The organism is Streptomyces sp. NPDC053474 (genome assembly GCF_044544845.1).
GTDB lineage: Bacteria > Actinomycetota > Actinomycetes > Streptomycetales > Streptomycetaceae > Streptomyces.
Map to the genome: position 1 here is coordinate 260,174 of NZ_JBITXV010000012.1, position 22,806 is coordinate 282,979.

The following is a 22,806-nucleotide window of genomic DNA, read 5'->3' on the forward strand; positions in this document are numbered from 1 at the left end:
TGGTGATCGGGGCCTGTAGGTCCAGCCGGTCCAGGTCGCCGAAGTTGACGAAGCCGATGCCGCTGGGCCCATACGAGGTGATGGGGGCGGCGGCCGTCCACGACCGTACCCGGCCCCAGTTGTCGAGGACCATGTCGTTGGCGCCGTGGGTGGTGACCGTGCCGGTGTTGAGTACCTGCTCGGCCACAGCGCCGAAGGCGAGGAAGACGCCGCCGCTGATGAGGTCCGGGGTGCCGGCGGGGATGCCGCCGTCGGCGTGGATCTCTCGGGTGCGCAGGAGGGTGACCCGGGTGATGCCCCCGGAGCCGGTGGCGCCGGGGGCGTGGTGGCCGCCGATGAAGACCCCGCTGCCGCGGATCGGGGAGCCGGTGCTGCCGGTGGTGATGTCGAGCAGTTCTGCGGTGATCTCGGCCCCCGGGTCGGGCTGCTGGTTCCACAGGGTGAACGCGCCTTGCAGCACCTCCACTCCGAAGCCGTGCGGCCGCTCGGTGCGGCCGCGCAGGTCGGCGGCCTCCACGGTGAGCCCGTCCACGCTCACATGTCCGGACCGGACGGCGTCGCGGGCCCGCAGCAGCACCTGTCCGCGGGTGTGTACGCCGTGCAGGGCCAGGGTGCCGAAATCGGGGACCGACGTGTCGTTCAGCACGGCCACCTCGTGCTCGGGGGTGCGGATCGTCACGTCCTGCAGGAGGTTGTCCCGGGTCAGGCACAGGCCCTTGGCTCCGAACTGCAGGGTGCCGCCGCGCAGGCGTACCTCCGGTGCGAGCGTGAGCATGGGCATGCCGCTGACGACGCCGTCCACCTCGATGGCCGGCACTTTTTCCCGCACGGCCTGGACCAGCTCCGCAGCGGTCGCCACGCGGTGCCACCGCACGGTGTCGGACGCGCCAGCCGGGGGTGCCGGTGTGCTTGGTCCGCTGAGGCGGTGGAGCGCGGCGGCGGTGGAGCTGAGGAGGCCGGTCCAGGACTGCGTGAACTTCTCGATGCCCTCGTCCTCGAGGAACTGCACGACCTCGCTGTAGGAGATGCCGAGCCGGGCGAGCGTGTCGAGGTCGGCGCGGGCCTGCTCGTAGGTGCCGCTGATGGTGTCGCCGCGGATGTGCCCGTGGTCGGCGACCGCCCGTAGGGTGTCGGCCCGCAGGGTGTTGACCGTGCCCGGCGCCACCAGTTCCTCGACGTAGTGGGTGTCCGTGAAGGCGGGGTCCTTGACGCTGGTGGAGGCCCACAGCGGCCGCTGTTTGTTGGCGCCGGCCTGCTCCAGGGCCGCCCAGCGCTCGCTTGAGAAGACCTCCTGGTAGGCCTGGTAGGCCAGGCGGGCGTTGGCGACCGCGGCCTTCCCGCGGGCCTGCTCGGCCGAGGGGGTGCCCAGGTGGGCTAGGCGCTGGTCGATTTCGGTGTCCATGCGGGAGATGAAGAACGACGCCACCGAGTGGATCGTGGATAGGTCCAGGCCGGCGGCCCGGGCCGTCTCCAGCCCGGCGAGGTAGGCGTCCATGACCTCGCGGTAGCGCTCCAGCGAGAAGATCAGCGTGGCGTTGACGCTGCTGCCGCGGCCGGTCACCTCGGTGAGGGCCGCCAGGCCCGCCGGGGTTGCCGGGATCTTGATGAGGATGTTCGGACGCTGAACGAGCCAGGCGAGCTGGCCGGCTTCGGCGACGGTGGCGATGGTGTCGTGGGCCAGGCGCGGGTCGACTTCGATCGAGACCCGGCCGTCCTGTCCTCCGCTGGCGTCGAAGACCGGGCGCAGGATGTCGGCGGCGGCGCGGACGTCCGCTGTTGTGATCACGCGGACGGCCTCGTCGACGGTCACCTTGCGGGCGGCCAGGTCGCGCAACTGGTCCTCGTATTCCTCTTCCTGGGCGAGGGCTGCCTGGAAGATGGACGGGTTCGTCGTGACGCCGGTGACGTGGTGGCGGCTCACCAGGTCGGCCAGGCCGCCGGACGTGATGCGCTGGCGGGACAGGTCGTCCAGCCAGATCGCGACGGATTCGTCGACGAGGCGCTGGAGGGGGTCGGTCATGGAAGGTGCTCTCCTGGTGGAGTGTTGCCGATCGGCTGACCGGCCCGGCCGGTCCCGGCCGAAGGGGACGGGTGACGGCGGCGCGCGGCGGCGCGCCGGGCGTATGGTCCGCCGTCACTAACCGGTCGCCGACCGCGGCGCACGGCCTGGTGAGGGGAGGTCAAACGGAGCAGGTGTCGGCCCCGCACGCGCCGGCGTCCGGCGCGGCGGCCGCGTCCTGGGCGGCGAGCTCCTCCAGCAGGCGCCGGAACGTGGCGGTCTCCGCTGCGCCCCGGATGGCAACTCGGCCGTTGAACACGAACGTCGGGACCGCCTGGATCCCGATCTCCCGGGCGTTTCGCATCGCGGCCTTCACCTCGGCGGTCCCTGCGCCGCTCGCGAGGTCGGCGCGGACGCGGCGGGTGTCCATGTCGGCCGACCCGGCGAGCGTGACGAGGGTGTCCAGATCCGCCACGTTCCCGCCGTCGGTGAGATAGGTCCGCATGAGTGCGTGCTTGACCGCGTGCTGGATGCCGGCGTCGTAGTCGCGTGCGGCCAGCCACACCAGCCGGTGCGCGGGCAAGGTGTTGACCGCCAGGGCCTGCTCCAACCGGAGGTCGAGCCCGTCCAGCCTAGCCACGCCGGCGATCCTGGCGTGCTCGTCGCGGAAGTCGGCGCCGCCTCGGGCCAGGTAGTAGTCCAGCAACGGCTGGGGCTCATACGGCAGGGCCGGGTTGAGCTGGTAGGGCCGGTAGGCGACCTCGACGCTGGCCCGGCCGGGGAACTCCTCCAGAGCACGCTCGAACCTGACCTGCCCGACGTAGCACCAGGGGCAGGCGATGTCACTGAATATGTCCACCTTCATGGGCGGTTCCTCGCAGGGTGGGGGCGGGGTGGGGTACGGGACGGCGTCGTCCTGGGCCCGGGCAGGCCACGGCGGTTCGCGGCCAGTTCGCTCAACGGCCGGTTTGCCTGCCCCGCGGGGTGGAGTCCGTCCCGGAGGCCGACAGGTGCCAGGGGCGCCGTGCCCAGCGGCATGCCGATGAGAGCGGGGACGGGGCAGGCGCGGGGCGTGCTCGTCGCGCTATGCGCTGGTGAGGTGCTGGGCGATGAAGCCGATGAGGTCGGCCTGGGCCGCCGGATTGGTCTTTGTGGCAAGCCACAGAAGGTGGAAGGCTCCCTTGAGGCGGCGCAGCTGGACATCGACGCCGGCATCGGCCATCGCCTGGGCGTACTGCTCGCCCTCGTCGCGCAGCGGGTCCAGGCCGGCCGTCACCACGAGGGCGGCCGGCAGGCCGCTGAGGTCCGCAGCCAGGGCCGGGGCGGCGCGCGGGTCCGTGCGGTCCGTGGGGGCGGGCAGGTACTGGTCGGCGAACCAGGACAGCAGCTCGGTGGTGAGGTAGAAGCCCTCGCCAAGCTGACGGCGGCTTGGGGTGTCGGCCTGCGGCGGGTAGAGGGTCTGCGGCACGATCAGGACCTGGCGGGCCAGCTCCAGTCCGTCCCGGGCCCGGACCTGTTGGGCGACCACGGCGGCGAGGGTGGCCGCGGCGCTGTCCCCGGCGACCGACAGGCGAGCCGCGTCGATTCCGAACTGCTCGGCGTGCGCCGCGACATGGCGGGTGGCTGCCTGCGCGTCCTCGACCGCGGCCGGGAAGGGGTGCTCGGGGGCGAGGCGGTAGTCGACGGACACCACGACGTGCCCGGTGGCGTTGGCCAGCGCCCGCAGGAAGCCGTCGTGGCTGTGGCGGCCGTCGGTAACGAATCCGCCGCCGTGGAAGTACACCAGTCCGGCGCGCGCAGCAGAATCCAGGACCGGCCGGTACACCCTCAGTTCGAGCGGGCCACCGGGCCCCGGCATGGCGGTGGTGGTCACCGCGGCCACCGGCGGCGGCGCTGCGATCACCGCGGCAAGGGCGGTGCCGGACCGGGCCTGTGCCGCCTCGGCGGGCGGGCGGCCCTGCCAGCCGTACGTGGCCATGACGGCCAGTGTGGCGCGGGTGTCCGCCGTGTAGGTGGGCGCCGCAGCGGTCCCGCTCACGGCTGTGCCGGGGCCGGGGTGGTCGTGATGGCCGCGCCCGCGGTGAGGGTGCGGTGCACCGGGCACTTCTCGGCGATCTCCATCAGCCGCCGGCGCTGGTCGGCGTCGAGTGTCCCGTCCAGGCGGATCTCCCGGGTGATGTGGGAGACCTGCCGGTTCCCGCCGTCGCACGCGGCGCAGCCCGCGGCGTGCAGGCGCCGGTTGCGGAGCGAGACGGTGACCTTCTCGAGGGGCCAGCCCTTGCGGTCGGCGTACATGCGGACCGTCATGGAGGTGCAGGTGCCGAGCGCGGCGAGCAGCAGGTCGTAGGGGCTCGGTCCGCTGTCCGCGCCGGCCGGCTCCGGCTCGTCAGCCGCCAGGACGTGGTGTCCGGCCCGCACCAGCTGTCCGTAAGGGCCGGTTCCGTTCTCGCTGACCGTGACGAGACCGTCCTCCAGGCCTCCGGGGCTGGCCTCAGGAGCGGTCGCCTGCTCAAGGGAGGTGTGCTGTTCGGGCATGTCTGTGCTCCTGAGGTCGGTGGGATCAATACGGCGGCGGCCTGCGGTCCCGTGGTGCCGCCGCGCGGTGTCGGGGCGGTGGCGCGCCGGGGCGTCAGTGCCCCGGCTGGGTCCGGGGCGTGTCGGCCGGGGCGGGGGTGTAGCGGCTGGCCCACGCGGCCAGGACGGCGGCCGCGTACTGGGCGTCGGCGCGGTTGCTGAGCAGGTGGTCGGCGCCGGGCAGGCTGACGTAGGACTTGGGGTGGCGGGCGGTTTCGAAGATCTGCCGCGCGTTGTCGACGTCGACGACCTGGTCGGTGGGGGCGTGCAGGACCAGCAGGGCCGCGTCCAGGGTGCGGATCCGCGTCGCCTGGGGCTGTGCGAGGAGGTCGTCGATGAACCGCTGCTGGATGCTGAACGACCGGCCGGCCAGGGTGACGTCGGCTTCGCCGTGCTGGGCGATCTCCTGCCGGTGGTGGGCGAATTGGTGCACGACGTGATCGGGCGCGGCCGGAGCGGCGATCGTTGCGACGGCCCGTACTTCGGGGATGCGGTGGGTGGCGGCGAGCACGGCGGCGCCGCCGAGCGAGTGCCCGATCAGGAGGGACGGTGCCGTGTAGTGGTCGCGCAGGTGGTCGGCGGCGCGCACGAGGTCCGAGACGTTGGAGCTGAAGGTGCTGCTGGCGAAGTCGCCGTCGGACTGGCCCAGGCCGGTGAAGTCGAAGCGGAGCACGGCGATGCGGTGGGCGGTGAGGGCTTTGGCGATGCGGGCCGCGGCGTGGCTGTCCTTGCCGCAGGTGAAGCAGTGCGCGAACACGGCGTACGCGGCCGGGGTCTGGGCCGGGAGGTCAAGGATGGCCGCCAGCGGTGTGCCCTGCGATCCCGGGAACGTGAGGTGCGTGCTGGTTCCGGTCATCACATCCTCCTGGATGGGTTCTTCGGTCCGGGTGCGGCCCCGGCTGGGGCGGGACCGGGCTCGGGCGGTGTCAGAGGGCGTGGGCCGGGGCGTGGAGGTCGGCCAGGACGGCCAGTTCGGCCAGCAGGGCGCGCAGCAGGTGCTCGGTGATGTCGTCGCCGGTGAAGGTGCCGTCGGCGTCGAAGCGCTGGTGCGACTGGAAGACGGTGACCTCGGGGTGGGCCACGACCGGGGCCTGGATGCGGTGCAGGATCTGCCGCAGGACCAGCTGGCCGCGGGCGGTGCCGAACTGGGAGGGTGAGGCGCCCAGGACGGCGACGGGCTTGTGGCGCAGGGCGTGCCGGCCAGCGGGTCGCGAGAGCCAGTCCAGGGCGTTCATCAGCACGCCGGGGATGGCCGAGTTGTACTCCGGGGTGGCGATGAGGACGCCGTCTGCCTCCCGCACGCGTCGGCTCAGGTCGGCGACGGCGGCGGGCTCGGGGCCGTCCTCGAGGTCCTCGTTGAAGAAGGGAAGCCGGCCAAGACCCTCGTAGAGGTCGATGGTGACGCCGTGGGGCGCGAGGTTCTGCACGGCGCGCAGCAGGCCGGTGTTGTGGGAGGAGCGGCGCAGGCTGCCGGAGATCGCGAGGAAGGTCAGGTCGGACATCGCGGAGGGCCCTTCGAAGGAGGCAGGGGCGGAGTGGGAGGACGGTAGGTGCCGGTCCGGCACCGGAGGCGGTGCCGGACCGGCCGGGCACGGCGGCGTGCGCCCGCAGGGCAGCGGGTGCTTGCCACCGTGACCGCCGAGGGCCGTGTCAGATCGGGTAGACCGGCTGGGAGCTGCGGACGGTGATCCAGCGGGTCTCGGTGAAGGCGTCGATGTTGGCCTCGCCGCCGAAGCGGGCGCCGGTGCCGGACCAGCCGACGCCGCCGAAGGGGATGCGGGCGTCGTCGTTGATGGTCTGGTCGTTGATGTGCACCAGGCCGCTGGGGATGCGCTCGGCCAGTTCCAGGCCGGTCATGACGTCGCGGGTGAGGATGCCGAGTGAGAGGCCGTAAGGGTCGTCGGCAGCCAGCTGTGCGGCCTCGTCCAGGGTGGTGAACGTGCGCACGGGCACGACGGGGCCGAAGACCTCCTCCGCGTAGGCGGGCGCGTCGTCGGGGACGTCGACGAGGACGGTGGGGCGGTAGAAGAGGTTGTCGTAGGTGCCGCCGGCAAGGAGTCGGGCACCGGCGTTGATGCTGGCGGTGACCTGGGCGTGGATGGTGTCCCGCTGGTGGGCGTTGATCAGCGGGCCGAGGTCGACGTCGGCAGCGGCGGGGTCGCCCACGGTGAGCTGCTCCGCTTTGGCGGCCAGGCGCGCGGTGAACTCCTCGGCGATGTCGGTGTGGACGAGGATGCGTCCGGTGGCCATGCAGACCTGGCCCTGGTTGAAGAAGGAGCCCCAGGCCACCGTGGACACGGCGCGGTCCAGGTCGGCGTCGGCCAGCACGATCATCGGGTTGTTGCCGCCCAGTTCGAGGTGGGCGCGCTTGACGCCGCGCGCCGCCGCCTCGCCGACCTTGCGTCCGGCCCCGGTGGATCCGGTGAAGGAGATGACGCGCACGTGCGGGTCGTCGACCAGCGCCGCGCCCGCCGCGCCGTCGCCGGGGAGCAGGGTGAGCACGCCCTGCGGCAGGCCCGCTTCCTCGAAGATCCGCATGATGGTGACGCCACCGCTCACCGCGGTGCGCGGGTCCGGCTTGAGGACCACGGTGTTGCCGAGCGCCAGGGCCGGGGCGACGGACCGGATCGCCAGGATCAGCGGCACGTTGAACGGCGAGATGACGCCGACGACTCCGGCGGGCATCCGGCGGGTCATGCTGAGGCGCGGCTCGGTGGACGGCATGACCTCGCCGACCGAGTGCGAGCACAGCACGGCCGCCTCGTAGCACTCCTGCTCCGCCTGGTCCGTCTCGAAGACGGCCCGGGCCCGGGTGCTGCCGCTCTCGCGGATCAGCCAGTCCTGGATCTGAGGAGCGTGGGCGGCGAAGAGTTCACCGGCCCGGCGCAGTATCGCGGCGCGCTCGGTGTGCGGGGTGGCGGCCCAGGCGCGCTGGGCCTCGGCGGCGCGGGCGGCGGCGCGGGTGATGTCGCTCGCGTCGGCGGAGCCGATGTGCTCCAGGGTGTCACCGGTGGAGGGGTTGACGACGGCCGTCTTGCCGCCCGCGGCATCCTGCCAGCCGTCGATGTTGATCTTTCCGGACCAGAGGGCAGGGTCGAACAAAGACATGGTTCCTCGAATTTCTCGGCCCGCCGCAGGGCGGACGCGTGCGACGTCAGATGAGCGGAAGCAGGGGCTGCCCGCCCGGCGGCCCGGGGGGCACCGGGCGGGCGGGCGCCGTCCGCACGGCTGCGGGGGATCGCCACCGCGCGGAGCTGGGGGTCAACGGGTGGCGCGGTAGGCCCTGTTGATCACGTCGCCGACGACGTTGGGGTGGCTGACCATGACCGCGTGGGAGCTGTTGACCTCGGTGATGTGGGCGTCGGCGCGCTTGGCCATGAAGCGCTCCAGGCTCGGGGCGATCGCGTGGTCCTTCTTGGCCACCAGCGCCCAGGACGGAATGGTCTTCCACGCGGCGTGCTTGGCCGGCTGGCCGAAGGCCTCCGCCGCGATGGGCCGCTGGGAGGCGGCCATCAGGGCCGCGGTCTTCGCGGGCACGTCAGCGGCGAACGCGTCGGCGAACTTGGCCGGGTCGAGCATGACCTCGGTGCCGGTGGTGCCGTCGGGACGGGTGAACTGGAAGGCCTGCTGCGGCAGCGGCGGGACGTTCGGGTCCGGGTGCTGCTCAAGGAGACCGCCGAGCGTCTCGCCCTTGTCCGGCGCGAAGGCGGCGACGTAGACCAGCGCCTTGACGTCAGGGATGGCGGTGGCCGCGTTGGTGATGACGGCACCGCCGTAGGAGTGGCCGACGAGGATCTTCGGCCCCTTGATGCCCTTGAGCAGGCCCTGCAGGTACGCCGTGTCGTAGTCCAGGCCGCGCAGCGGGTTGGCCACCGCCCGGACCTTGAAGCCCTGGTGGCGCAGCCGGGCGGCGGTCTCCGTCCAGCCGGAGGCGTCGGCGAAGGCCCCGTGGACCAGCACCACCGTCGGCTTGGGCTTCGCGGCGTCCAGATCCTGCGCGCCGGCGGAAGGCGCCAGGGAGGTGAGGGAGGCGACGACCGCGGCTGCGGCCGTTCCGACGACCGCAGCGGTGCGACCGGTGTGCTTGTCGGTGCTCATGAGATTCCTTCGTGAGGGTGCGGCATGGCCGCGCATGGATCGCCGGGCGCGGATGTCGCGCTCCCAGCAAGAGCGGCAGGCGGAGGCTTTCAGCCAGGCCGCCCAGTGGCGCGCTGTCCGGCGGGACAACGATGCACCACAAGTTTGATTACAGTCAATAGTCGAAACTAAACCTCGCGGAGTCCGGCGCCGCGCCGGAGCCCGTGCGCACACCGGCAGGAAGGAACGTGCTGTGAGCAGCAAGAACCAGGAGGGCGTCGGCGGCACCCGCCGACCGCGACGCCGGGCCGGGACGCAGACGCGCACACCGCATCCCTGGTGGGCAGGCCGCGGGACCCGGCGGTCGCCAAGGCGATCCTGCGGACCGGGCGCTGTCATCTGGCCATCGACGGGCGCGCACGGATGACGATCGGCACCGTGGTGGCGAACGCCGGGGAACGCGCCCCGCCCGGGCCCGGCGCGGGCCGAACCGGCACGAGCGGATGGTGAACGCGCTCTCCTGCGGCCTGCACCGGCAGCGCGGCCGACCACTGGTCCGGAGCACGAACGCGGGCATCCGAGCGGAATGGCACCTGCTGCCGGAAGGCTGGGCCGGAACGGTTGCCTAGAGCCGATCCGTGTCCGTGGGGATGCCGAGCAGCATGCGGCCGGTCGTCTCCCATGTGGCCGGGCTGACCTGGATATGGGCGGTGACGGTGGCCGCGTCCCGGAAGCGGCGCTGCAGAGGCGAGCCGTCGTAGATGGCCGATCCGCCGCCGAGGTCGTACATGGACCGGACGACGTCAGCAGACGTGCGAGCGGCGTGTGTCGCCGCCAGGCGCAGTCCGGTGCGCAGGTCCATCGTGACCGCCTCGCCGGTGGACACGGCGCGCCATGCGTCCTCGATGGCCGCATAGAACAGGGCGCGTGCGGCCCGCAGGCAGGCTTCTGCCTGCGCGACCGCGGTCTGCGTCACCGGCTTCTCGCCGAGCGTGCGACGCGCGCCGTAGGAGAGTTTGCTGCCCGCGAGGTCGAGCAGGTCGTCGATGGCCCCGCGCGCGTTGCCCAGGGCCGCCGCGGCGATGGCCAGGGCGAAGTAGCCGAAGACGGGGAACCGGTAGAGCGGAGCGTCGATCACCGGACCGTGGGCCAGCGACAGCGTGCGGTGGGTGGGAACGAACACGTCCTCGGCCACGACATCGTGACTGCCTGTTCCGCGCAGTCCGGACGTCTGCCAGGTGTCGTCGAGGATCCGCAGCTGCGCGGCCGGGATCCCGACGGTGCGCATCGCCGGAACGCCGCCCGGCTTGCCTCGGCCGTCCTCCACGAGACAGCCGCCGAAGAAGTAGTCCGCATGCGTGATGCCGCTGGCGAACGGCCAGCACCCGGAGACGACCAGCCCGCCGTCGACCGGGCGGGCCGTGCCCCGCGGCGCCCACACTCCCGCCGCGATCGAGCGCGGGTCACCGAAGATCTCCGCTGCGCCGGCGGCCGGCAGATAGGCCGCCAGCAGGCTGGTAGCCATGGCGATGGAGACGCACCAGCCGGTGGCGGCGTCGCCCCGGGCAATCGTCTCGGCGCCAGCGAGCGCGTCGGCGGGCGGGGCCTGCGCGGCCCCGACACTGGCGGGCGCTGCGCACCGCATCAGCCCCGCGTCACGGAGCGCCTCGACCACGTCCGGCGCCAGACGCCGTCTGCGGTCGGTGTCTGCGGCCGCGGCCTGCGCCTGCAGGCGGATCCGGTCCGCCCTTGGCCACAGGCTTTCCCGGGGCGCTTCGGTGCGGGGCAGCAAGCTGGTCATGGGGCCTCAATTCGTCTTACAGGGGCGGCACACAGGCAGCCGCGCTCTCGTCACTGCGCGCAGCAGCGACGCCGTGTCAGTGGTGTCCCGGAACGGTCTACGTGCGGGCCGTCAACAGGCTTGCGCGCAGGGCTCTTTTGTCGGTCTTGCCGACGGCCGTCCGCGGGAGGGAGCCGGTGATCGAGTAGGAGGCCGGAGCGTAGAGGTCTCCGAGCGCGTCGACGATGTCGCGGGTCAGCCGTACGAGGTCCGGGGCGCCTGCCAGGTCTCGGGGCACCAGGACCACGTGCACGGTCTCCTTGCCGTCGTCACCGGGCAGGCCGATGGCGGCGGCGTCCTTGACGGCCGGGTGTGCGGTGAGGAAGTCGTCGAGAAGGCGGGAGTAGACGTTGTCGGCCGTGCGGCCCGTCACGATGATGTCCCGCGCGCGGTCGACCAGGTACAGATAGCCGCTCTCGTCTTGGCGGGCGATGTCGCCGCTGCGGAACCAGCCTTCGTCATCGAGTACCTCGGCGGTGCGTTCCGGGTCGTTCCAGTAGCCCTCCATCACCGTAGGGCTGCGCACGTACAGCTCGCCGATGCGCCCTACGGGCACGGGCTTGCCGTCGGTGTCCCGCAGCTCCACTTCGACCCCGGGCGCCGGGCGTCCGCAGCTGGTCAGGGACTCGGGCCGCTGCACGTCATGCTCCGCGGGGGTGAGTTCGGTGACGAGCCCGCTCTCGGATGCCGCATAGATCTGGTGCAGCACCGGACCGAAACGCTCCATCGCTTGCCTGAGACGGGCGGGGGAAGCAGCCGCTCCGCCGTACAGCAGAGTCGTCAGCGCGGGGAAGCGGCCGGGCAGGCAGTCCGGATGGTCCAGCAGTTCGTACAGCATCGGCGTCACGACCATCATCCTGGTGACGTGTTCGCTGTCCATCACCGACAGAGCCGTGCCGGCGTCGAAGGTCCTCAGCAAGACGATGGTGTGGCCGCTCAGGACGCCGGTCAGGAAGGCGGCGTGGCCGCTGGTGTGCGTCACCAGCGTGCCGATCAGCATCGCGGGGTCGGCCGGCGCGCCGTCGGCGCAGGCGTGGGAAGTCCGCAGATAGCCGTCGTAGTAGCCGCTGCGGTGCACGACCAGCTTGGGCAGACCGGTCGTGCCGCCGGTGTAGAGAAGTGTCGCGAGGTGGCGGCCGTCGGCCGCCTCGTTCAGCGAGAGCGGGGCACGGCCGGACGCCGCGGTCAGGAAGTCGGCGCCAACCGATGACGCGCCGATGCTGAAGAGATGCGGAATGGCCGCCTGGCCGACGATCTGGCGGGTCCGGTCTTCGAAGACCGGGTCGAACAGGAGCACCTTGACGTCGGCGCGCCGGACCAGCGCTTGGAGTTCGCGGTTGCCGGGCTCGGGCGGCACGAAGACCAGGCGGCCCCCGGCGAAATGGACGGCCAGCTGCAGCAGGAGCGCCTCGGGAGAGTTCTCCACGAACAGCGCCACCCCGTCTCCGTCCGCCACCCCCCTGCCCCGCAGCGCTGCAGCGAAGCGCAGGACCGTGCGGGCGGCCTCGGTGCCGCTGATCCGCCGCGCTCCCGCGACGATCGCCTCACGCTCGCCTCTCGCCGAGAGCCGGTGCAGCACCGAGACGGTGTAGTTGTCGTGAGCAGTGACCTTGTTCATGATCCTTCTTCGTGCTCTGTCACGTTGGCGGGGGCGAGTGGGCCGGGAAAGGTTCCGCACGGTGCCCCGAAGGCTGGTGCGCACGGGCGCGGACCGGTCGTGCGGCGCGCGCTCCTCCTCGCGGCGTGCGAGCGGGAGCAGTTCGCGGTTCCGCAAGCCGCTGTTCAAGGTGGCCGGGCCCGGCCGTGCCGTGCCTCAGCGTGGACTTGTGTAGAGGCCCTCGTGCTCCCAGGCGCGCAGGGTGTCGTAGTCCTCGATCAGCTCTTGGGAGGTGGGCGCCGCGAGGTAGGCGAACCCGGGAGAGGTCGGCAGGCTGCTGGTGGGGGCGAGGTACTGGCCCGGGGCAAAGCTGGGGAAGACCGCGACGACGCTGGGGAGTTCCGCGATCTTGGTGAGGGCATCGGGGCTGGCCGGGCCGGGGTGGTGGTTGATGAAGTCGACCCACCGCAGCAGCGGCCGGCCCGGACCGGGGGTGGTGCGGGTGCGCAGAGACGCGGGATCGATCATGGCGGTGACCGCCAGGGCGGTCTGGGATACCCCGAGGTAGGCGTCCACCACCTCGGGCCCGGTGCCTCCGCCGAGGCGAGCGCCTGTCTCGATGAGGACCGGTCCCCGGTCGGTGAGCATGACCTCGGTATGGGCGGGCGTCTCGGTGATGCCGAGCGCGTCCAGGACCTCCCGGACGTAGCCGATGAGCACCTTCCCGTCGGCGCTGACGGCATCGACGGGCTCCTGGAAGTCGTAGAGGGGTGCGGCGGTCGGGCCGATGCGTTTGGTGTAGCGCCAGATCTCGGCGACGTGGTGCTGCCCGCTCAAGGAGACCGTGTTGATGCAGTACTCGGTTCCGTGCAGGCGTTCCTGGACGAGCACGGCGTCGTTGGGCTCGCCGAAGAGGTTGGGGGTGCCCAGGACGGCGGTGGCGGCCTGGCCGACCTCCTCGGCCGAGCCGCAGAACGTCACGCCGTCGGTGCCCGCGCTGGCCAGGGGCTTGACCACCACCTCCTCCAGACCCCACACGGTGTACCAGTCGGCTGCGGCGCGGGCGGAGCGGGCGACGGTGGTGTGCGGGGTCGCAAGGCCCGCGGCCTGGGCAGCCTGCTGCATGAGGAACTTGTCGCGGCGGGCTGCGACCAGGGCGGGGTCGTTCGCCGGCAGATGCAGCGCGCTCGCGAGGGTCTCCGCCAGCACGACGCCGGTTTCGGTACCGGCTATCACGCGGGAGACGCGCAGGCGGGCGAGTTCCCGCGTGAGGCTGGTGAAGTCGGCGGTGAAGCCCAGATCGAGGACGTAGTCGTCGCGGCTGAACGAGCGCAGGAGGAAGGCGCCGATGTCCGGCTGGCTTCGCACGTGGATGCAGTCGACCCCCGCTCGGGCCAGTCGCCTGGCCAGCGTCGCCCCGGTGGAGTATCCGTCGACGATCGCTACCTTCATGGAGCTGTTCCTCTCGTGGTGCTGTAGAGCTGTGGGCGCTGGGATGCCGGCTGTCGCAGGGGCAGTTGGGCAGGTGGCGGTGCTAGGCCGGCGCTGAAGTGGGGGAAGTCCGCAGGGTGCGGGAGAGCGGCACACAGGCCAGAGCTCCCAGCGCGGCGCTGGTGATGAGGAGACCGGCGACCAGGGGGCGGCCTCCCGCGTTGAGGGCACCAGCGATGCCCAGCGGGGTGAGCGAGGCGATCGCGCCCGCGACGCTGAGGGCGGCCTGGTAGCGGCCGATGGCGCCGGGCGGGGCGGCCGTCGCGACGAACGCGCCGGCGGCGACGCTGTAGCAGATCTCGCCGGGCACCATGAGCACAGCCGCGGTGGTGTAGCCCAGGGTGGTGTGCTGCAAGGCCGCCAGTGCCATGGCGGCGCCCAGGATCAGGCTGCCGGCGGCGAACACCGGGCCGATGGGGTATCGGACGCGCTCGTCGGCGCCGACCAGAAGGCGGGTCAGAGGCGGGCTGAGCAGCAGTACCGCAGCGGAGTTGGCGAGCATGGCGGTGCCGTAGGCGGACGGGGCGAGGTGGTCCGTGCTCATGACCAGGGGCAGGACGCTGATCAGGCCGTAGGCGCAGGTCGTCGCCGCGATGGCCGCAGCAACCATCCACCGCAGCCGGGGGTCGGAGACGATCTGTGCGTAGGTGGCGTGCTCGTGCCGGCGTTCGCCCCGGGGCGTGCTGTGCCGGCCGCTCAGCATGGCGCGCACCAGGAGGGCTGCGGCCACGCAGGCAACGGCGTTGAGGGCGAACAGGAACCGGTAGCCATGGGCGTGGGCCACAAAGCCGCCGACGCCCGAGCTCAGCGAGAGGCCCACGTTCGACACCCAGTAGACCCAGCCCTGGGCGCGGGTGCGTGCTCCCTCATTGGTGAGGCGGTCGTTGATCTGCGCGGAGACGGCCGGCCGGTGGACGTCCATGGTGCAGCCCAGGCAGAAGGCAAGCAGCAGCAGGGCGTGCAGGCTGCTGGCCACGGCGAGCCCGGCGCAGACCGCTGCGGCAAGCAGCAGTCCCGCCGTGCACGCGGCACGGGCTCCGATCCGGTCGGTCATCGCCCCGCTGACCAGCTGCCCGACACACCAGCCGACCCCGAAGACCGTCAGCGCGGCACCGGCAGCGGTCGAGCCGTGCGCCGCGCCGATGGAGTAGCCGAGGAAGTCGTAGGCGAATCCGCAGGCTTTGACCAGGAACGTCGTCGCCAGCAGCGTGGTGATGACCACCCGCGCGGACGGGCCGGACGGGCGGGAGGGGGCGGCCGCAGGAGGGGGCGCGGTAACCGTCATGCCGAAGGGCCTGCCTTGTCAGAAAGCGCCACGCTGCCTCGTGCCTCAGCAGTCGCAGCGGGTGGGTGTTCAGCGGGGTGGGTCAGTTCGGCCAGGCCCGCGACGATGCGCTCGCGCAGGCGCGCCATCTGCGCGGGCCGGTGGTAGCGCGGGGAGCAGGCCAGTTCGATGCTGCACCGCCCGGTGAAGGTGGAGACGAAATAGCCCACCCAGGACACCGCCTCGGAGGTGGCGAAGCCGCGGAAGTCGACGATCTCCATCCCCGGCGGCACGGCGAGCTCGGGCACCGGGCCCCAGTTGGTGAGGAAGTTCCCGACGCCGGTACGCGCGCGGCCCTGGGCGGCCGCCGACGCCGCGGCCCGCATGACCGCGAGCGCGCTCCCGTCTTCGATCCCGGCGACGAGCTGCGCCTTCGTCTCCCTGGCCAGCACGCCCAGGTCCGAAGTGGGCCCGCATGCGGTGACCGTGGGCGCGAACCCCAGGGCATTGGTGACCTCATCGGGGCGCGCCACGGGGCGCAGGTGGGGGCGCAGGTCCACGAGATGAAACATGATCATCGGCAGTTCGGGTGCGGCACCGGCCGCTTCGGTGAGCGTCGCGCGTTCGGCGCGGATGATCGCCGCGGCCAGCAGGGCGTGCAGGGTCGTCCCCGATGCCCGCGCGTGAGCGAGCAGGGCGGCGGTGTCTGCCTGCGACAGGGTGATGCGCTGCGCGGGCTGGGGGGCGAAGCCCGCGCCGCCCCCGGTGTCGGTGGCGGGGAGGCTGTGCACCGGGACCGCGGCCGCCGCGGTGAGGCGGGGCAGGGACAGGGCGCGGGCGTGGTAGGCCTGTTCGAGGCTGCGCGGGTGGACCGGGGCCGGGTCCGGGGGCACCTTGCCCTGGGCCAGGGCGGCGGCCGTGTGCCAGAAGTACTCCAGCAGCGCCGATCCCAGCGTGGCGTCGTTGATCGCGTGAGACACCTGCAGGGCGACCGCGGTCTGCTCGCCCTCGGTCACGATGGTGAGTTTCGCCAGGCCGTGCGCGGGATCCAGGACCGTGAGGCCGTGCTCGAGCCAGTCGGCCACCGTGCCCTGCACGGTCTCGGTGGCCGCGTTGCCGGCGCTGTCATCGGGTATGTGCAGCCAGCACTGCTCGCCGCTCGTCTCTATCGTGCCGCGCAGCATCGGATACTTGTCGCACAGCAGCCCGAACGCGGTGTGCAGCCCCGCGATATCGACCGCACCGGCACAGACGGCCACATAGCTGACCGTGAGCTTGCGCGGCACGAAGCCGTGATCGATCAGTCCCAGAGGGTATTTCATGTGGTTCTCCACGGGGTGGGGGCCTGGGCGGCGGGCATCGGGTGCATGATCACGCCGGGCCCGACAGTGCGGGACGGGTGCCGCTGCCAGATCGACCGGACGCCAAGTCCGCATGCCCAGCGACCCGCTGGCGCCGTGCACCTCGGCGGCGAGGGCGCCGTCCGGTGGGGCCAGCACGTGTTCCTGGGTGGCGGGCACGTCACTGCGGACGGTCAAACGCATCGGAAACGGCGCGGCACGCACAGCGCAGACCTCCAGTTCTTGTCGGAGCGGGTGTCGCAGAGCCACCCTGTCGCCGCGGTGACACCCCTACCAAGACGCTGTTAACGCTGGTGCCAGCAGCACCTGGCAACCGGTGTGGGGCGTGGTTGATGATGGGTGGGTGAACTCCGCCCCCTCCCCCCGCCGCACCGAACTCGCCGCGTTCCTGCGCAGCCGCCGCGACCGCCTCACCCCCGCCGCGGCCGGCATAGCACCAGGACTGCGCCGCCGGACACCAGGACTGCGCCGCGAGGAGGTCGCCCACCTGGCCGGAGTCTCCATCACCTGGTACACGTGGCTCGAACAGGGACGCCCCATCAACGTCGGCCCGCAGATCCTCGACGCCATCGCCGCCACCCTGCGCCTGGACGCCGCCGAACGCGCCCACCTCTACCGCCTGGCCGAGGTACCCATCCCCGCGGTGGCCACCACCGCCAACCCGATCACCCCCACCCTGCAGACGATCCTCGACGCCATCACCGGCTTCCCCGCCGCGGCCATCAACACCCGCTGGGACCTGCTGGGATGGAACACGGCGGCCGCCGCCCTGTGGCCCCGGCTCACCTCACCCGAGAGCTCCCGCAACGTCTTGTGGGAGATGTTCACCACCCCCGAGTGCTGCCGCCAGTTCGTCAACCGCGACGTCGGCCTGCCCCACATGGTCGCTTCGTTCCGCGCGGACTTCGCCCACCACCTCGACGACCCGGCCTGGACCGACCTGATCCGCGCACTGGCCACCGCCAGCCCGGAATTCACGCGGCTGTGGGCCACCCACGACGTCGGCGCACCGCCGACCCAGAACATGACCTACCACCACGCCGCGGTCGGCGAGCTGTCGCTGTCCCTGACGCGCATGGAGCTACCCGCCGTGGCCGAAACGATCGTCACCGTGTGGACTCCTGCCGATGAGGACAGCCGCTCGCGCATGGACCAGCTCCTGGCCCACCCCGAGGCTCCCTGGCTGGACCACACCCACTGAGGCGCCGACGTCGGGCCCGGCGCGCCAGCGCCGCAACCGCAGCCCACGCGCCCACCCCCGCGGCGAATTGAGCCTGCCCCCGCCCCTCTACAGCAGCGCCCCGCGTCTTCCGGCAGTAGGCCCCTGAGGCCCGGACTTAGATTTAGTTACACTCATTTTCTGTAACGTTACATAGTGCATGATTCTTCACAGCTGAGTCATACGCCCATCAGAAAGGCCCTCACTCGCTATGTCCACGCCCCAGACCGATGCCGTCCCCGCCCCGCCGACTGAGCGGTCACTGCCGCCGGAAGCCCTGCGCGGTTCCTACCGGTCCATCACCGAGGTCGGCACGTCGGTGCTGCACCGCCGGTGTGCCGAGGTCACCGAGTTCGGCCCGGAGCTCGCGCGGCTCGTCGATGACATGTTCTTCACCATGCACGTGGCCCAGGGGGTCGGCCTGGCCGCGAACCAGATCGGTGTCGACCTCCGGGTCTTCGTCTACGACTGCCCCGGCGAGGACGGGCAGCGCCATATCGGCCACATCTGCAACCCCGTCATCGACGTCCAGCAGCCCGCAGAGCCCGCCGCGGGCAAGGAGGGCTGCCTCTCGGTGCCGGGCGGCGGGCTCCACGAAGTTCCCCGGGCCACGCGTACGGTCGTGCGCGGCCAGGACAAGGACGGCAACGCCGTTGTCCTGGAGGGCCAGGGCCTGCTCGCCCGGTGTTTCCAGCACGAGACCGACCACCTCAACGGCACCCTCTACATCGACCATCTCACCCCCGACCAGCGCACCCGCGCCCTTCAGGAGATGGCCGCCAACCGCCAAACGGTGTTGGCACAGCGCGAGGCACGGGCCCGCACCCTGCGCGGCTGACCAGCCCGCACCGCCTGTGTGAGTTCGGGTGGCCTGCCGCGTCGCGCCACCGCAACGCCCGGATCACGGGGACAAGGCGGGAGTGAGCCCCGTGGGGAAGCCGTCGCACAGCCGAGCAGTACCGGCACCGCACCGGCCACCGCCGCAACACCGGGCCAGGGGCTGGAGTCCGGGCCAGGACCGCACCGGCCCGTACGGTCTGCTCGTCGCCGCGGGCTCCCGCATCCTTGAGGCCCTCGAGCCAGAGCCGCCCGGTGCCGACCCTGCGCACGGCTGCTCACACACACCGCTCCCCCAGCGTGTCGGGGCCATCCCGGCTGATGCGTCCTTTTGGCTTCACCCCGCGGGTTCCCGTGCGGCGCGCGCCCGCGACCAGCTGGACCTCACTGCGGGAAGACGACCTGGGCGGACGGCGGGCAGCCTGCACGAACGCCCAGACGGCCTTCGAGCGGCCGCGCCCGGGACCCCGGGTCATGACGGCTGGCGGCCGACGCTGGAAAAACGGAGCGGCGGCCGCCCTTCAGGCGCTTGAGTCGCCCGTGTGCGGCAGGGGCGGGCCGCCGGAAGGCAGTCGGGGCCCCGAGAAGGCGCGTTGACGGCGCCGCCGCGCGCGAGAGAATCCTGCCTCTTCCCAGGCCAGGGCTCAGCGAGGGATTCAACCTCACCAGCCAGGGCTCCTGCCAGCCGTGAGGTGTCCGTGCCTTCTTTCGGGCGCGGCGGCGCTGGCGTTCAGCAGGCGCCGACCAGGATCCGTCCAAGGTCCGATCGAGCCGGGCCGCCGGGTTCGGACATGAATCAGTGGAAGCAGTGCACATGGCGAAAGCTCTTCGGTTTGGTGTGATGGGGCCGCTGCGGGTCTGCACAGGAGAGACCGAGCTCGAACTGGGCACCCGGCTGCAACGTTCGATGCTTGCTCTGTTGCTGCTGGCCAGAGGCCGCGCCGTCAGCACCGAACAGCTCATCGACGGACTGTGGGACGACCCGCCCGCGCAGGCCACACGCTCGGTGCGTACCTATGCTTCCGGACTGCGCAAGGTCCTCGGCGTCGAACGCGTCGTCTTCAGAGGCGGCGGCTACGCCCTGCCCCTGACCGGCGCCTCCTTCGATCTGGCGGATTTCGACGCCACGACCGCCACGACCAACCCAGTCCGGCTGCGCCAGGCCCTGGAACTGTGGCGCGGCACTCCGCTGGCGGGGTTGCCCGGACCCGCCGTCGCGGCCCAGCGCACCCTCCTGGTCGAACGGCATCTGGGCGTGCAGGAGAGGCTTGCCGAGGCGGAGCTGGCCAGGGGCGGCCACGCTCAGGTCGTCGAGGAACTCACCGCTCTGGCCGCCCAGCATCCGCTACGCGAAAGGCTCCATGGTCTGCTGATGCGCGCCCTCTACCGATCCGGTCGCCAAGCAGACGCGCTGGCCGTCTATCAGCGTGTCCGGACCGCTCTTGCCGCGGAGCTCGGCATCGATCCGGGCCACGACCTCAATCGCGTGTACCAGGACATCCTTGCCCGCACCCCTGCCCTGGCCTGCGAATCTGCCGGCTCTGCGGAGCATGGGAGCACCGGCGCGGTTCCGAGCACCGGACTGGCCGACGGGGCCTGGCTCGCCCGCCCCGCGCCGGCTCAGCTGCCCGCCGATATCGCCGATTTCACCGGCCGCGGTGACCTGGTCGCCCAGCTGACCGCCACCCTCACAGATCCGCCCGCCCGGGCCATGACGATCTGTGCCATCACGGGGATCGGCGGCATCGGCAAGACCACCTTGGCCATTCGCGTAGCGCACGCCATACGCGGCCATTACCCCGACGGCCAGATGTACGCCGATCTTCGCGGCCTCGACGAACCGGGAACCGACCCCGCGCGCATCCTGGGTGAGTTCCTGGAAGCCCTCGGCGTCCCCAACCGGGCAATTCCCGCTGGGGTTGAGACCCGCGCCGCCCTCTATCGCTCGCTGCTGGCCGACCGCCGGATCCTGATTCTGCTCGACAACGCCCGCGACGCCGCGCAGATCGCCTCCCTGTTGCCTGGCACACCCGCCTGTGCCGTGCTGATCACCAGCCGCAGCCAGCTGCCCGGACTGACCGGGGCACGGCGCATCACCCTCGATGTTCTCCAACAGGACGAGGGCCTTGCCCTGTTCGCCGGTGTTCTCGGCGAGACCCGCGTGCGCGACGAGCCCGCTCCCGCGCAAGAACTGGTCGCTGCCTGCGGATTCCTGCCCCTGGCCGTGCGGATCGCCGCTGCCCGCCTGGCGACCCGCCCCACCTGGACCATCGCACACCTGGCCGAACGCCTCGCCGATGAACGCCGCACCCTGGCGGAACTGCGCACGGATCAGCTCACGGTCGAAACGGGGTTCCAACTGAGCTACCGGCAACTGGACAACGACCAGGCCAGAGCCTTCAAGCTGCTGGCCCTGCCCGACACACCCGACCTGGAACTCCACGCCGCCGCGGCGATCCTCGAGCTGCACCCGGCACGCGCCGAGCCGATCATCGAGTCTCTGGTCGACCTGAGCCTTCTGCAATCGCCCGCCGCAGGCCGCTACCGCTACCACCACCTGCTGCGGCTATTCGCCCGGGCTCGAGCCCGGGACGAAGACATCGGGGAGCACCCCGTCGAGCCAGTGCTGGCGCGCCTGCTCGACTTCTACCTGGCCACCAGCCGCAACAGCTACCGGCGCATCCACCCCAGCAGTCCCGCACCAAATCGGCCTGGCCCCACCCGTCACCCAGGACTTGACCTCCCGGACAAGACCGCAGCGCGGGCCTGGTGGACCGCCGAGCTGCCCGGCATCACCAAAGCCGTCCAGCAGGCCGGCCAGCACAGTCCCGAAGTCCGCCGCACCGCAGCGGAGCTACTGGACACCGTGAACTCATCCACCAAGGACTGGGGCCCTTGAACTGACAGCGTTCGGTGATGCTCCCGGGGCGCGAGCGTCCTACCCACGTCGGGGGCGCGCCGGCCGCGGTGAGCGGCCGCCCGGGAGAGGCTCTGCTGGTGCTCACTGTCAGGGGCACGGGAAAGTGACTGACGATCTTCACCGAAGCCATTTGCCTGCGACCGGCACGAACATCCTGGCCTCCAGGCGGCACCAGACCTGGGTAACCTGCAACTGCACGATGCACAGGCTCATTGACAGGCCACCAGCCTCTCAGCAGCCTTGGTGAAGTCTGTCACTGCTCCTTGGCCACCAGGTGTGCTGGCAGGTCAGGGCCCGGGCGGCGCCGTCGGCTTCCAGGCCGGCGCGGGCAGGTGGGGATCGCCCGCGTATGCGGTTCGCGCGCCACACGTCAGTGCGGCGCCGACACCGTCTGCCGGGCATGCGAGAGCGCCCCGTGAGTGGCCGGCCTTCAGCTGGTGTGCGAGCATCCCCTCTTGGCCGGGCGGGATCATGTCCAGTCGCGTGTACCCGGGTTGCCGGGGCCTGCGCATCCGGTCCGTGATGTGCGCCGGAATGGGTGCTGAGCGCGGGTGCTCTTGGTGCCGCCGGTGCAGGCGACCACGACACCGCAGCCAGGGGGCGGCTGCGAACTTCACCACGACCGCTTGGCGCGCAGGCCGTGAGGCCCTCACCGCCGAGTAGCTGGGGAGTGAGGGCCTTGGCCCCCATCACCGCGATGCGTATGCGGTGATGGGCTGTTGCGCCTGAAGGCGCCGAGTCGCCGGTCGTCAGCCGAGTTCGATCGAGCTGGTGCGATCGTTCATGGCATCTCCCACGTAGTCCCACTCGCCGTAGAGCCAGCCGATGTTCGCTCCCTGGAAGTCGCGGTCTTCGTGCAGATTGGCCCGGCAGTCGCTGTAGGTCTTCAGCGAGCTGATCGCGTCGTTGAATTCGTCACCGACATAGGGGCGCTGGTAGTCGGTGCCGTTGTCGCGCTCGCAAGCCCCAGCACCCATGTAGACAAGCGCGGTGCCACCGTAGTTCGCCTCGGTGTAGAACTGGGCGAGCAGGTACGGCGTCTCACCGGTAGCCGCGGCCTTCCCCTGGGGAGCAGACTTCCCCAGCCGGGCAAGTCTTGCCTGGAAGTTCTTGTTCATCGCGGCCTGCTGTGCGCTGACCGGTGCGTCAGTGATGCCTCCGTGCGTTGCGGCCGCGATGGCTGCGCGATAGTTCGGGTAGCAGGTCGGCTTGGAAGGCTTGCTCTTCCCTGCTTGCACGGTCTGGACGCACGCCTTGGTGGGCTTGGTGTCGGTGGTCGACGCGCTGGCTATGCCGACTCCACCCAGCCCCAGAGTGGTACACGTGACGGCGAGCGTGATTCCCGCAGCCTTCAGCGAACGAAGCTTCATCCCTGTGAACTCCCATCGGTATCACCGGACACCCGCCCGTGCGAGTGCCAGGAGAGCACTGTCGGCGCTGCTGATCAGCGTTCGATCAATGTTTGGTCAGGACGATCGACGCAGGTGGATCCCGACTGCCAGACACTTGCACCGCCAGTCTTCCCGGCCGGCCTTTCTGCCCATGCCCCGTGGCAGGGCTCCCCAGCAGGTGGTGAGGGATCAGGTCGAGCTTCCCGCCCAAGGTTGATGCCCGTCCCGTGACCAGG

At 71.5% G+C, this 22,806-nt stretch carries 17 protein-coding genes and 1 pseudogene; 4 read left to right on the plus strand and 14 right to left on the minus strand.

The window, feature by feature from the left end:
- Window positions 1–916: 916 nt before the first annotated feature.
- The 8 genes and pseudogenes from tal to ACIG3E_RS28175 form a co-directional block, all read right to left on the minus strand.
- Window positions 917–2,020, minus strand: a pseudogene (gene tal / locus ACIG3E_RS28140) (transaldolase); the annotation flags it as partial.
- A gap of 160 nt (window positions 2,021–2,180) precedes the next feature.
- Entirely contained in the window at window positions 2,181–2,864 is a 684-nt protein-coding gene (locus tag ACIG3E_RS28145) for a DsbA family protein (RefSeq protein ID WP_399622044.1), read from the minus strand.
- Window positions 2,865–3,083: 219 nt separating this feature from the next.
- Window positions 3,084–4,037 (minus strand): alpha/beta hydrolase, encoded by a 954-nt coding sequence (locus tag ACIG3E_RS28150; RefSeq protein WP_399622046.1) that lies wholly within the window; start codon window positions 4,035–4,037, stop codon window positions 3,084–3,086.
- A complete protein-coding gene (locus ACIG3E_RS28155; protein ID WP_399622048.1) occupies window positions 4,034–4,534 on the minus strand; it encodes an OsmC family protein in 501 nt (166 codons plus the stop codon). Before ACIG3E_RS28155 ends, ACIG3E_RS28150 begins: the two co-directional genes overlap by 4 nt.
- 94 nt (window positions 4,535–4,628) lie before the next feature.
- Window positions 4,629–5,429 (minus strand): alpha/beta hydrolase family protein, encoded by an 801-nt coding sequence (locus ACIG3E_RS28160; RefSeq protein WP_399622050.1) that lies wholly within the window; start codon window positions 5,427–5,429, stop codon window positions 4,629–4,631.
- Between the two features lie 70 nt (window positions 5,430–5,499).
- Complete coding sequence (locus ACIG3E_RS28165) at window positions 5,500–6,075, minus strand: NADPH-dependent FMN reductase (RefSeq protein ID WP_399622053.1); 576 nt, start codon at window positions 6,073–6,075, stop codon at window positions 5,500–5,502.
- A 148-nt stretch (window positions 6,076–6,223) separates the two neighbouring features.
- Entirely contained in the window at window positions 6,224–7,681 is a 1,458-nt protein-coding gene (locus tag ACIG3E_RS28170) for a benzaldehyde dehydrogenase (RefSeq protein WP_399622055.1), read from the minus strand.
- Window positions 7,682–7,834: 153 nt separating this feature from the next.
- Window positions 7,835–8,671 (minus strand): alpha/beta fold hydrolase, encoded by an 837-nt coding sequence (locus tag ACIG3E_RS28175; RefSeq protein WP_399622058.1) that lies wholly within the window; start codon window positions 8,669–8,671, stop codon window positions 7,835–7,837.
- A 318-nt stretch (window positions 8,672–8,989) separates the two neighbouring features.
- Between ACIG3E_RS28175 and ACIG3E_RS28180 the strand changes: the two genes are divergently transcribed.
- A complete protein-coding gene (locus ACIG3E_RS28180; protein ID WP_399622061.1) occupies window positions 8,990–9,160 on the plus strand; it encodes a hypothetical protein in 171 nt (56 codons plus the stop codon).
- 115 nt (window positions 9,161–9,275) lie between these two features.
- Here ACIG3E_RS28180 and ACIG3E_RS28185 read toward each other — a convergent pair whose 3' ends face one another.
- The 5 genes from ACIG3E_RS28185 to ACIG3E_RS28205 form a co-directional block, all read right to left on the minus strand.
- Window positions 9,276–10,451 (minus strand): acyl-CoA dehydrogenase family protein, encoded by a 1,176-nt coding sequence (locus tag ACIG3E_RS28185; RefSeq protein WP_399622064.1) that lies wholly within the window; start codon window positions 10,449–10,451, stop codon window positions 9,276–9,278.
- Between the two features lie 97 nt (window positions 10,452–10,548).
- Window positions 10,549–12,108: an AMP-binding protein gene (locus tag ACIG3E_RS28190; protein ID WP_399622067.1), complete on the minus strand. Its 1,560-nt coding sequence runs from the start codon at window positions 12,106–12,108 to the stop codon at window positions 10,549–10,551.
- Window positions 12,109–12,303: 195 nt separating this feature from the next.
- Window positions 12,304–13,539 (minus strand): ATP-grasp domain-containing protein, encoded by a 1,236-nt coding sequence (locus tag ACIG3E_RS28195; RefSeq protein WP_399622070.1) that lies wholly within the window; start codon window positions 13,537–13,539, stop codon window positions 12,304–12,306.
- A gap of 82 nt (window positions 13,540–13,621) precedes the next feature.
- Window positions 13,622–14,863, minus strand: coding sequence for an MFS transporter (locus ACIG3E_RS28200; RefSeq protein ID WP_399622073.1), 1,242 nt, complete (start codon window positions 14,861–14,863; stop codon window positions 13,622–13,624).
- Window positions 14,860–16,164, minus strand: a complete 1,305-nt coding sequence (locus ACIG3E_RS28205) for a hypothetical protein (RefSeq protein ID WP_399622075.1) — start codon at window positions 16,162–16,164, stop codon at window positions 14,860–14,862. Before ACIG3E_RS28205 ends, ACIG3E_RS28200 begins: the two co-directional genes overlap by 4 nt.
- Before the next feature lie 382 nt (window positions 16,165–16,546).
- Here ACIG3E_RS28205 and ACIG3E_RS28210 point away from each other — a divergent pair, with 382 nt between their 5' ends.
- The 3 genes from ACIG3E_RS28210 to ACIG3E_RS28220 all read left to right on the plus strand — a co-directional run bounded on the left by ACIG3E_RS28210 (window position 16,547) and on the right by ACIG3E_RS28220 (window position 21,158).
- Window positions 16,547–17,404, plus strand: a complete 858-nt coding sequence (locus ACIG3E_RS28210) for a helix-turn-helix transcriptional regulator (protein WP_399622078.1) — start codon at window positions 16,547–16,549, stop codon at window positions 17,402–17,404.
- Window positions 17,405–17,633: 229 nt separating this feature from the next.
- Complete coding sequence (gene def / locus ACIG3E_RS28215; protein WP_399622081.1) at window positions 17,634–18,260, plus strand: peptide deformylase; 627 nt, start codon at window positions 17,634–17,636, stop codon at window positions 18,258–18,260.
- Window positions 18,261–19,073: 813 nt separating this feature from the next.
- On the plus strand, window positions 19,074–21,158 hold the full coding sequence (locus ACIG3E_RS28220) for an AfsR/SARP family transcriptional regulator (protein ID WP_399622084.1): 2,085 nt from the start codon (window positions 19,074–19,076) through the stop codon (window positions 21,156–21,158).
- Between the two features lie 770 nt (window positions 21,159–21,928).
- On the opposite strand, the gene ACIG3E_RS28225 is transcribed toward ACIG3E_RS28220, so the two are convergent.
- Complete coding sequence (locus ACIG3E_RS28225) at window positions 21,929–22,549, minus strand: hypothetical protein (protein ID WP_399622086.1); 621 nt, start codon at window positions 22,547–22,549, stop codon at window positions 21,929–21,931.
- Between the last annotated feature and the right edge of the window lie 257 nt (window positions 22,550–22,806).

Bases quoted from the DNA above. Each gene is read 5' to 3' on its own strand.
- ACIG3E_RS28190 (WP_399622067.1), bottom strand. From the start codon at position 12,108: ATGAACAAGGTCACTGCTCACGACAACTACACCGTCTCGGTGCTGCAC.
- ACIG3E_RS28225 (WP_399622086.1), bottom strand. From the start codon at position 22,549: ATGAAGCTTCGTTCGCTGAAGGCTGCGGGAATCACGCTCGCCGTCACG.
- ACIG3E_RS28205 (WP_399622075.1), bottom strand. From the start codon at position 16,164: ATGAAATACCCTCTGGGACTGATCGATCACGGCTTCGTGCCGCGCAAG.
- ACIG3E_RS28185 (WP_399622064.1), bottom strand. From the start codon at position 10,451: ATGACCAGCTTGCTGCCCCGCACCGAAGCGCCCCGGGAAAGCCTGTGG.
- ACIG3E_RS28165 (WP_399622053.1), bottom strand. From the start codon at position 6,075: ATGTCCGACCTGACCTTCCTCGCGATCTCCGGCAGCCTGCGCCGCTCC.
- ACIG3E_RS28145 (WP_399622044.1), bottom strand. From the start codon at position 2,864: ATGAAGGTGGACATATTCAGTGACATCGCCTGCCCCTGGTGCTACGTC.
- def (WP_399622081.1), top strand. From the start codon at position 17,634: ATGTCCACGCCCCAGACCGATGCCGTCCCCGCCCCGCCGACTGAGCGG.
- ACIG3E_RS28155 (WP_399622048.1), bottom strand. From the start codon at position 4,534: ATGCCCGAACAGCACACCTCCCTTGAGCAGGCGACCGCTCCTGAGGCC.
- ACIG3E_RS28195 (WP_399622070.1), bottom strand. From the start codon at position 13,539: ATGAAGGTAGCGATCGTCGACGGATACTCCACCGGGGCGACGCTGGCC.
- ACIG3E_RS28200 (WP_399622073.1), bottom strand. From the start codon at position 14,863: ATGACGGTTACCGCGCCCCCTCCTGCGGCCGCCCCCTCCCGCCCGTCC.
- ACIG3E_RS28160 (WP_399622050.1), bottom strand. From the start codon at position 5,429: ATGACCGGAACCAGCACGCACCTCACGTTCCCGGGATCGCAGGGCACA.
- ACIG3E_RS28175 (WP_399622058.1), bottom strand. From the start codon at position 8,671: ATGAGCACCGACAAGCACACCGGTCGCACCGCTGCGGTCGTCGGAACG.
- ACIG3E_RS28220 (WP_399622084.1), top strand. From the start codon at position 19,074: ATGGCGAAAGCTCTTCGGTTTGGTGTGATGGGGCCGCTGCGGGTCTGC.
- ACIG3E_RS28170 (WP_399622055.1), bottom strand. From the start codon at position 7,681: ATGTCTTTGTTCGACCCTGCCCTCTGGTCCGGAAAGATCAACATCGAC.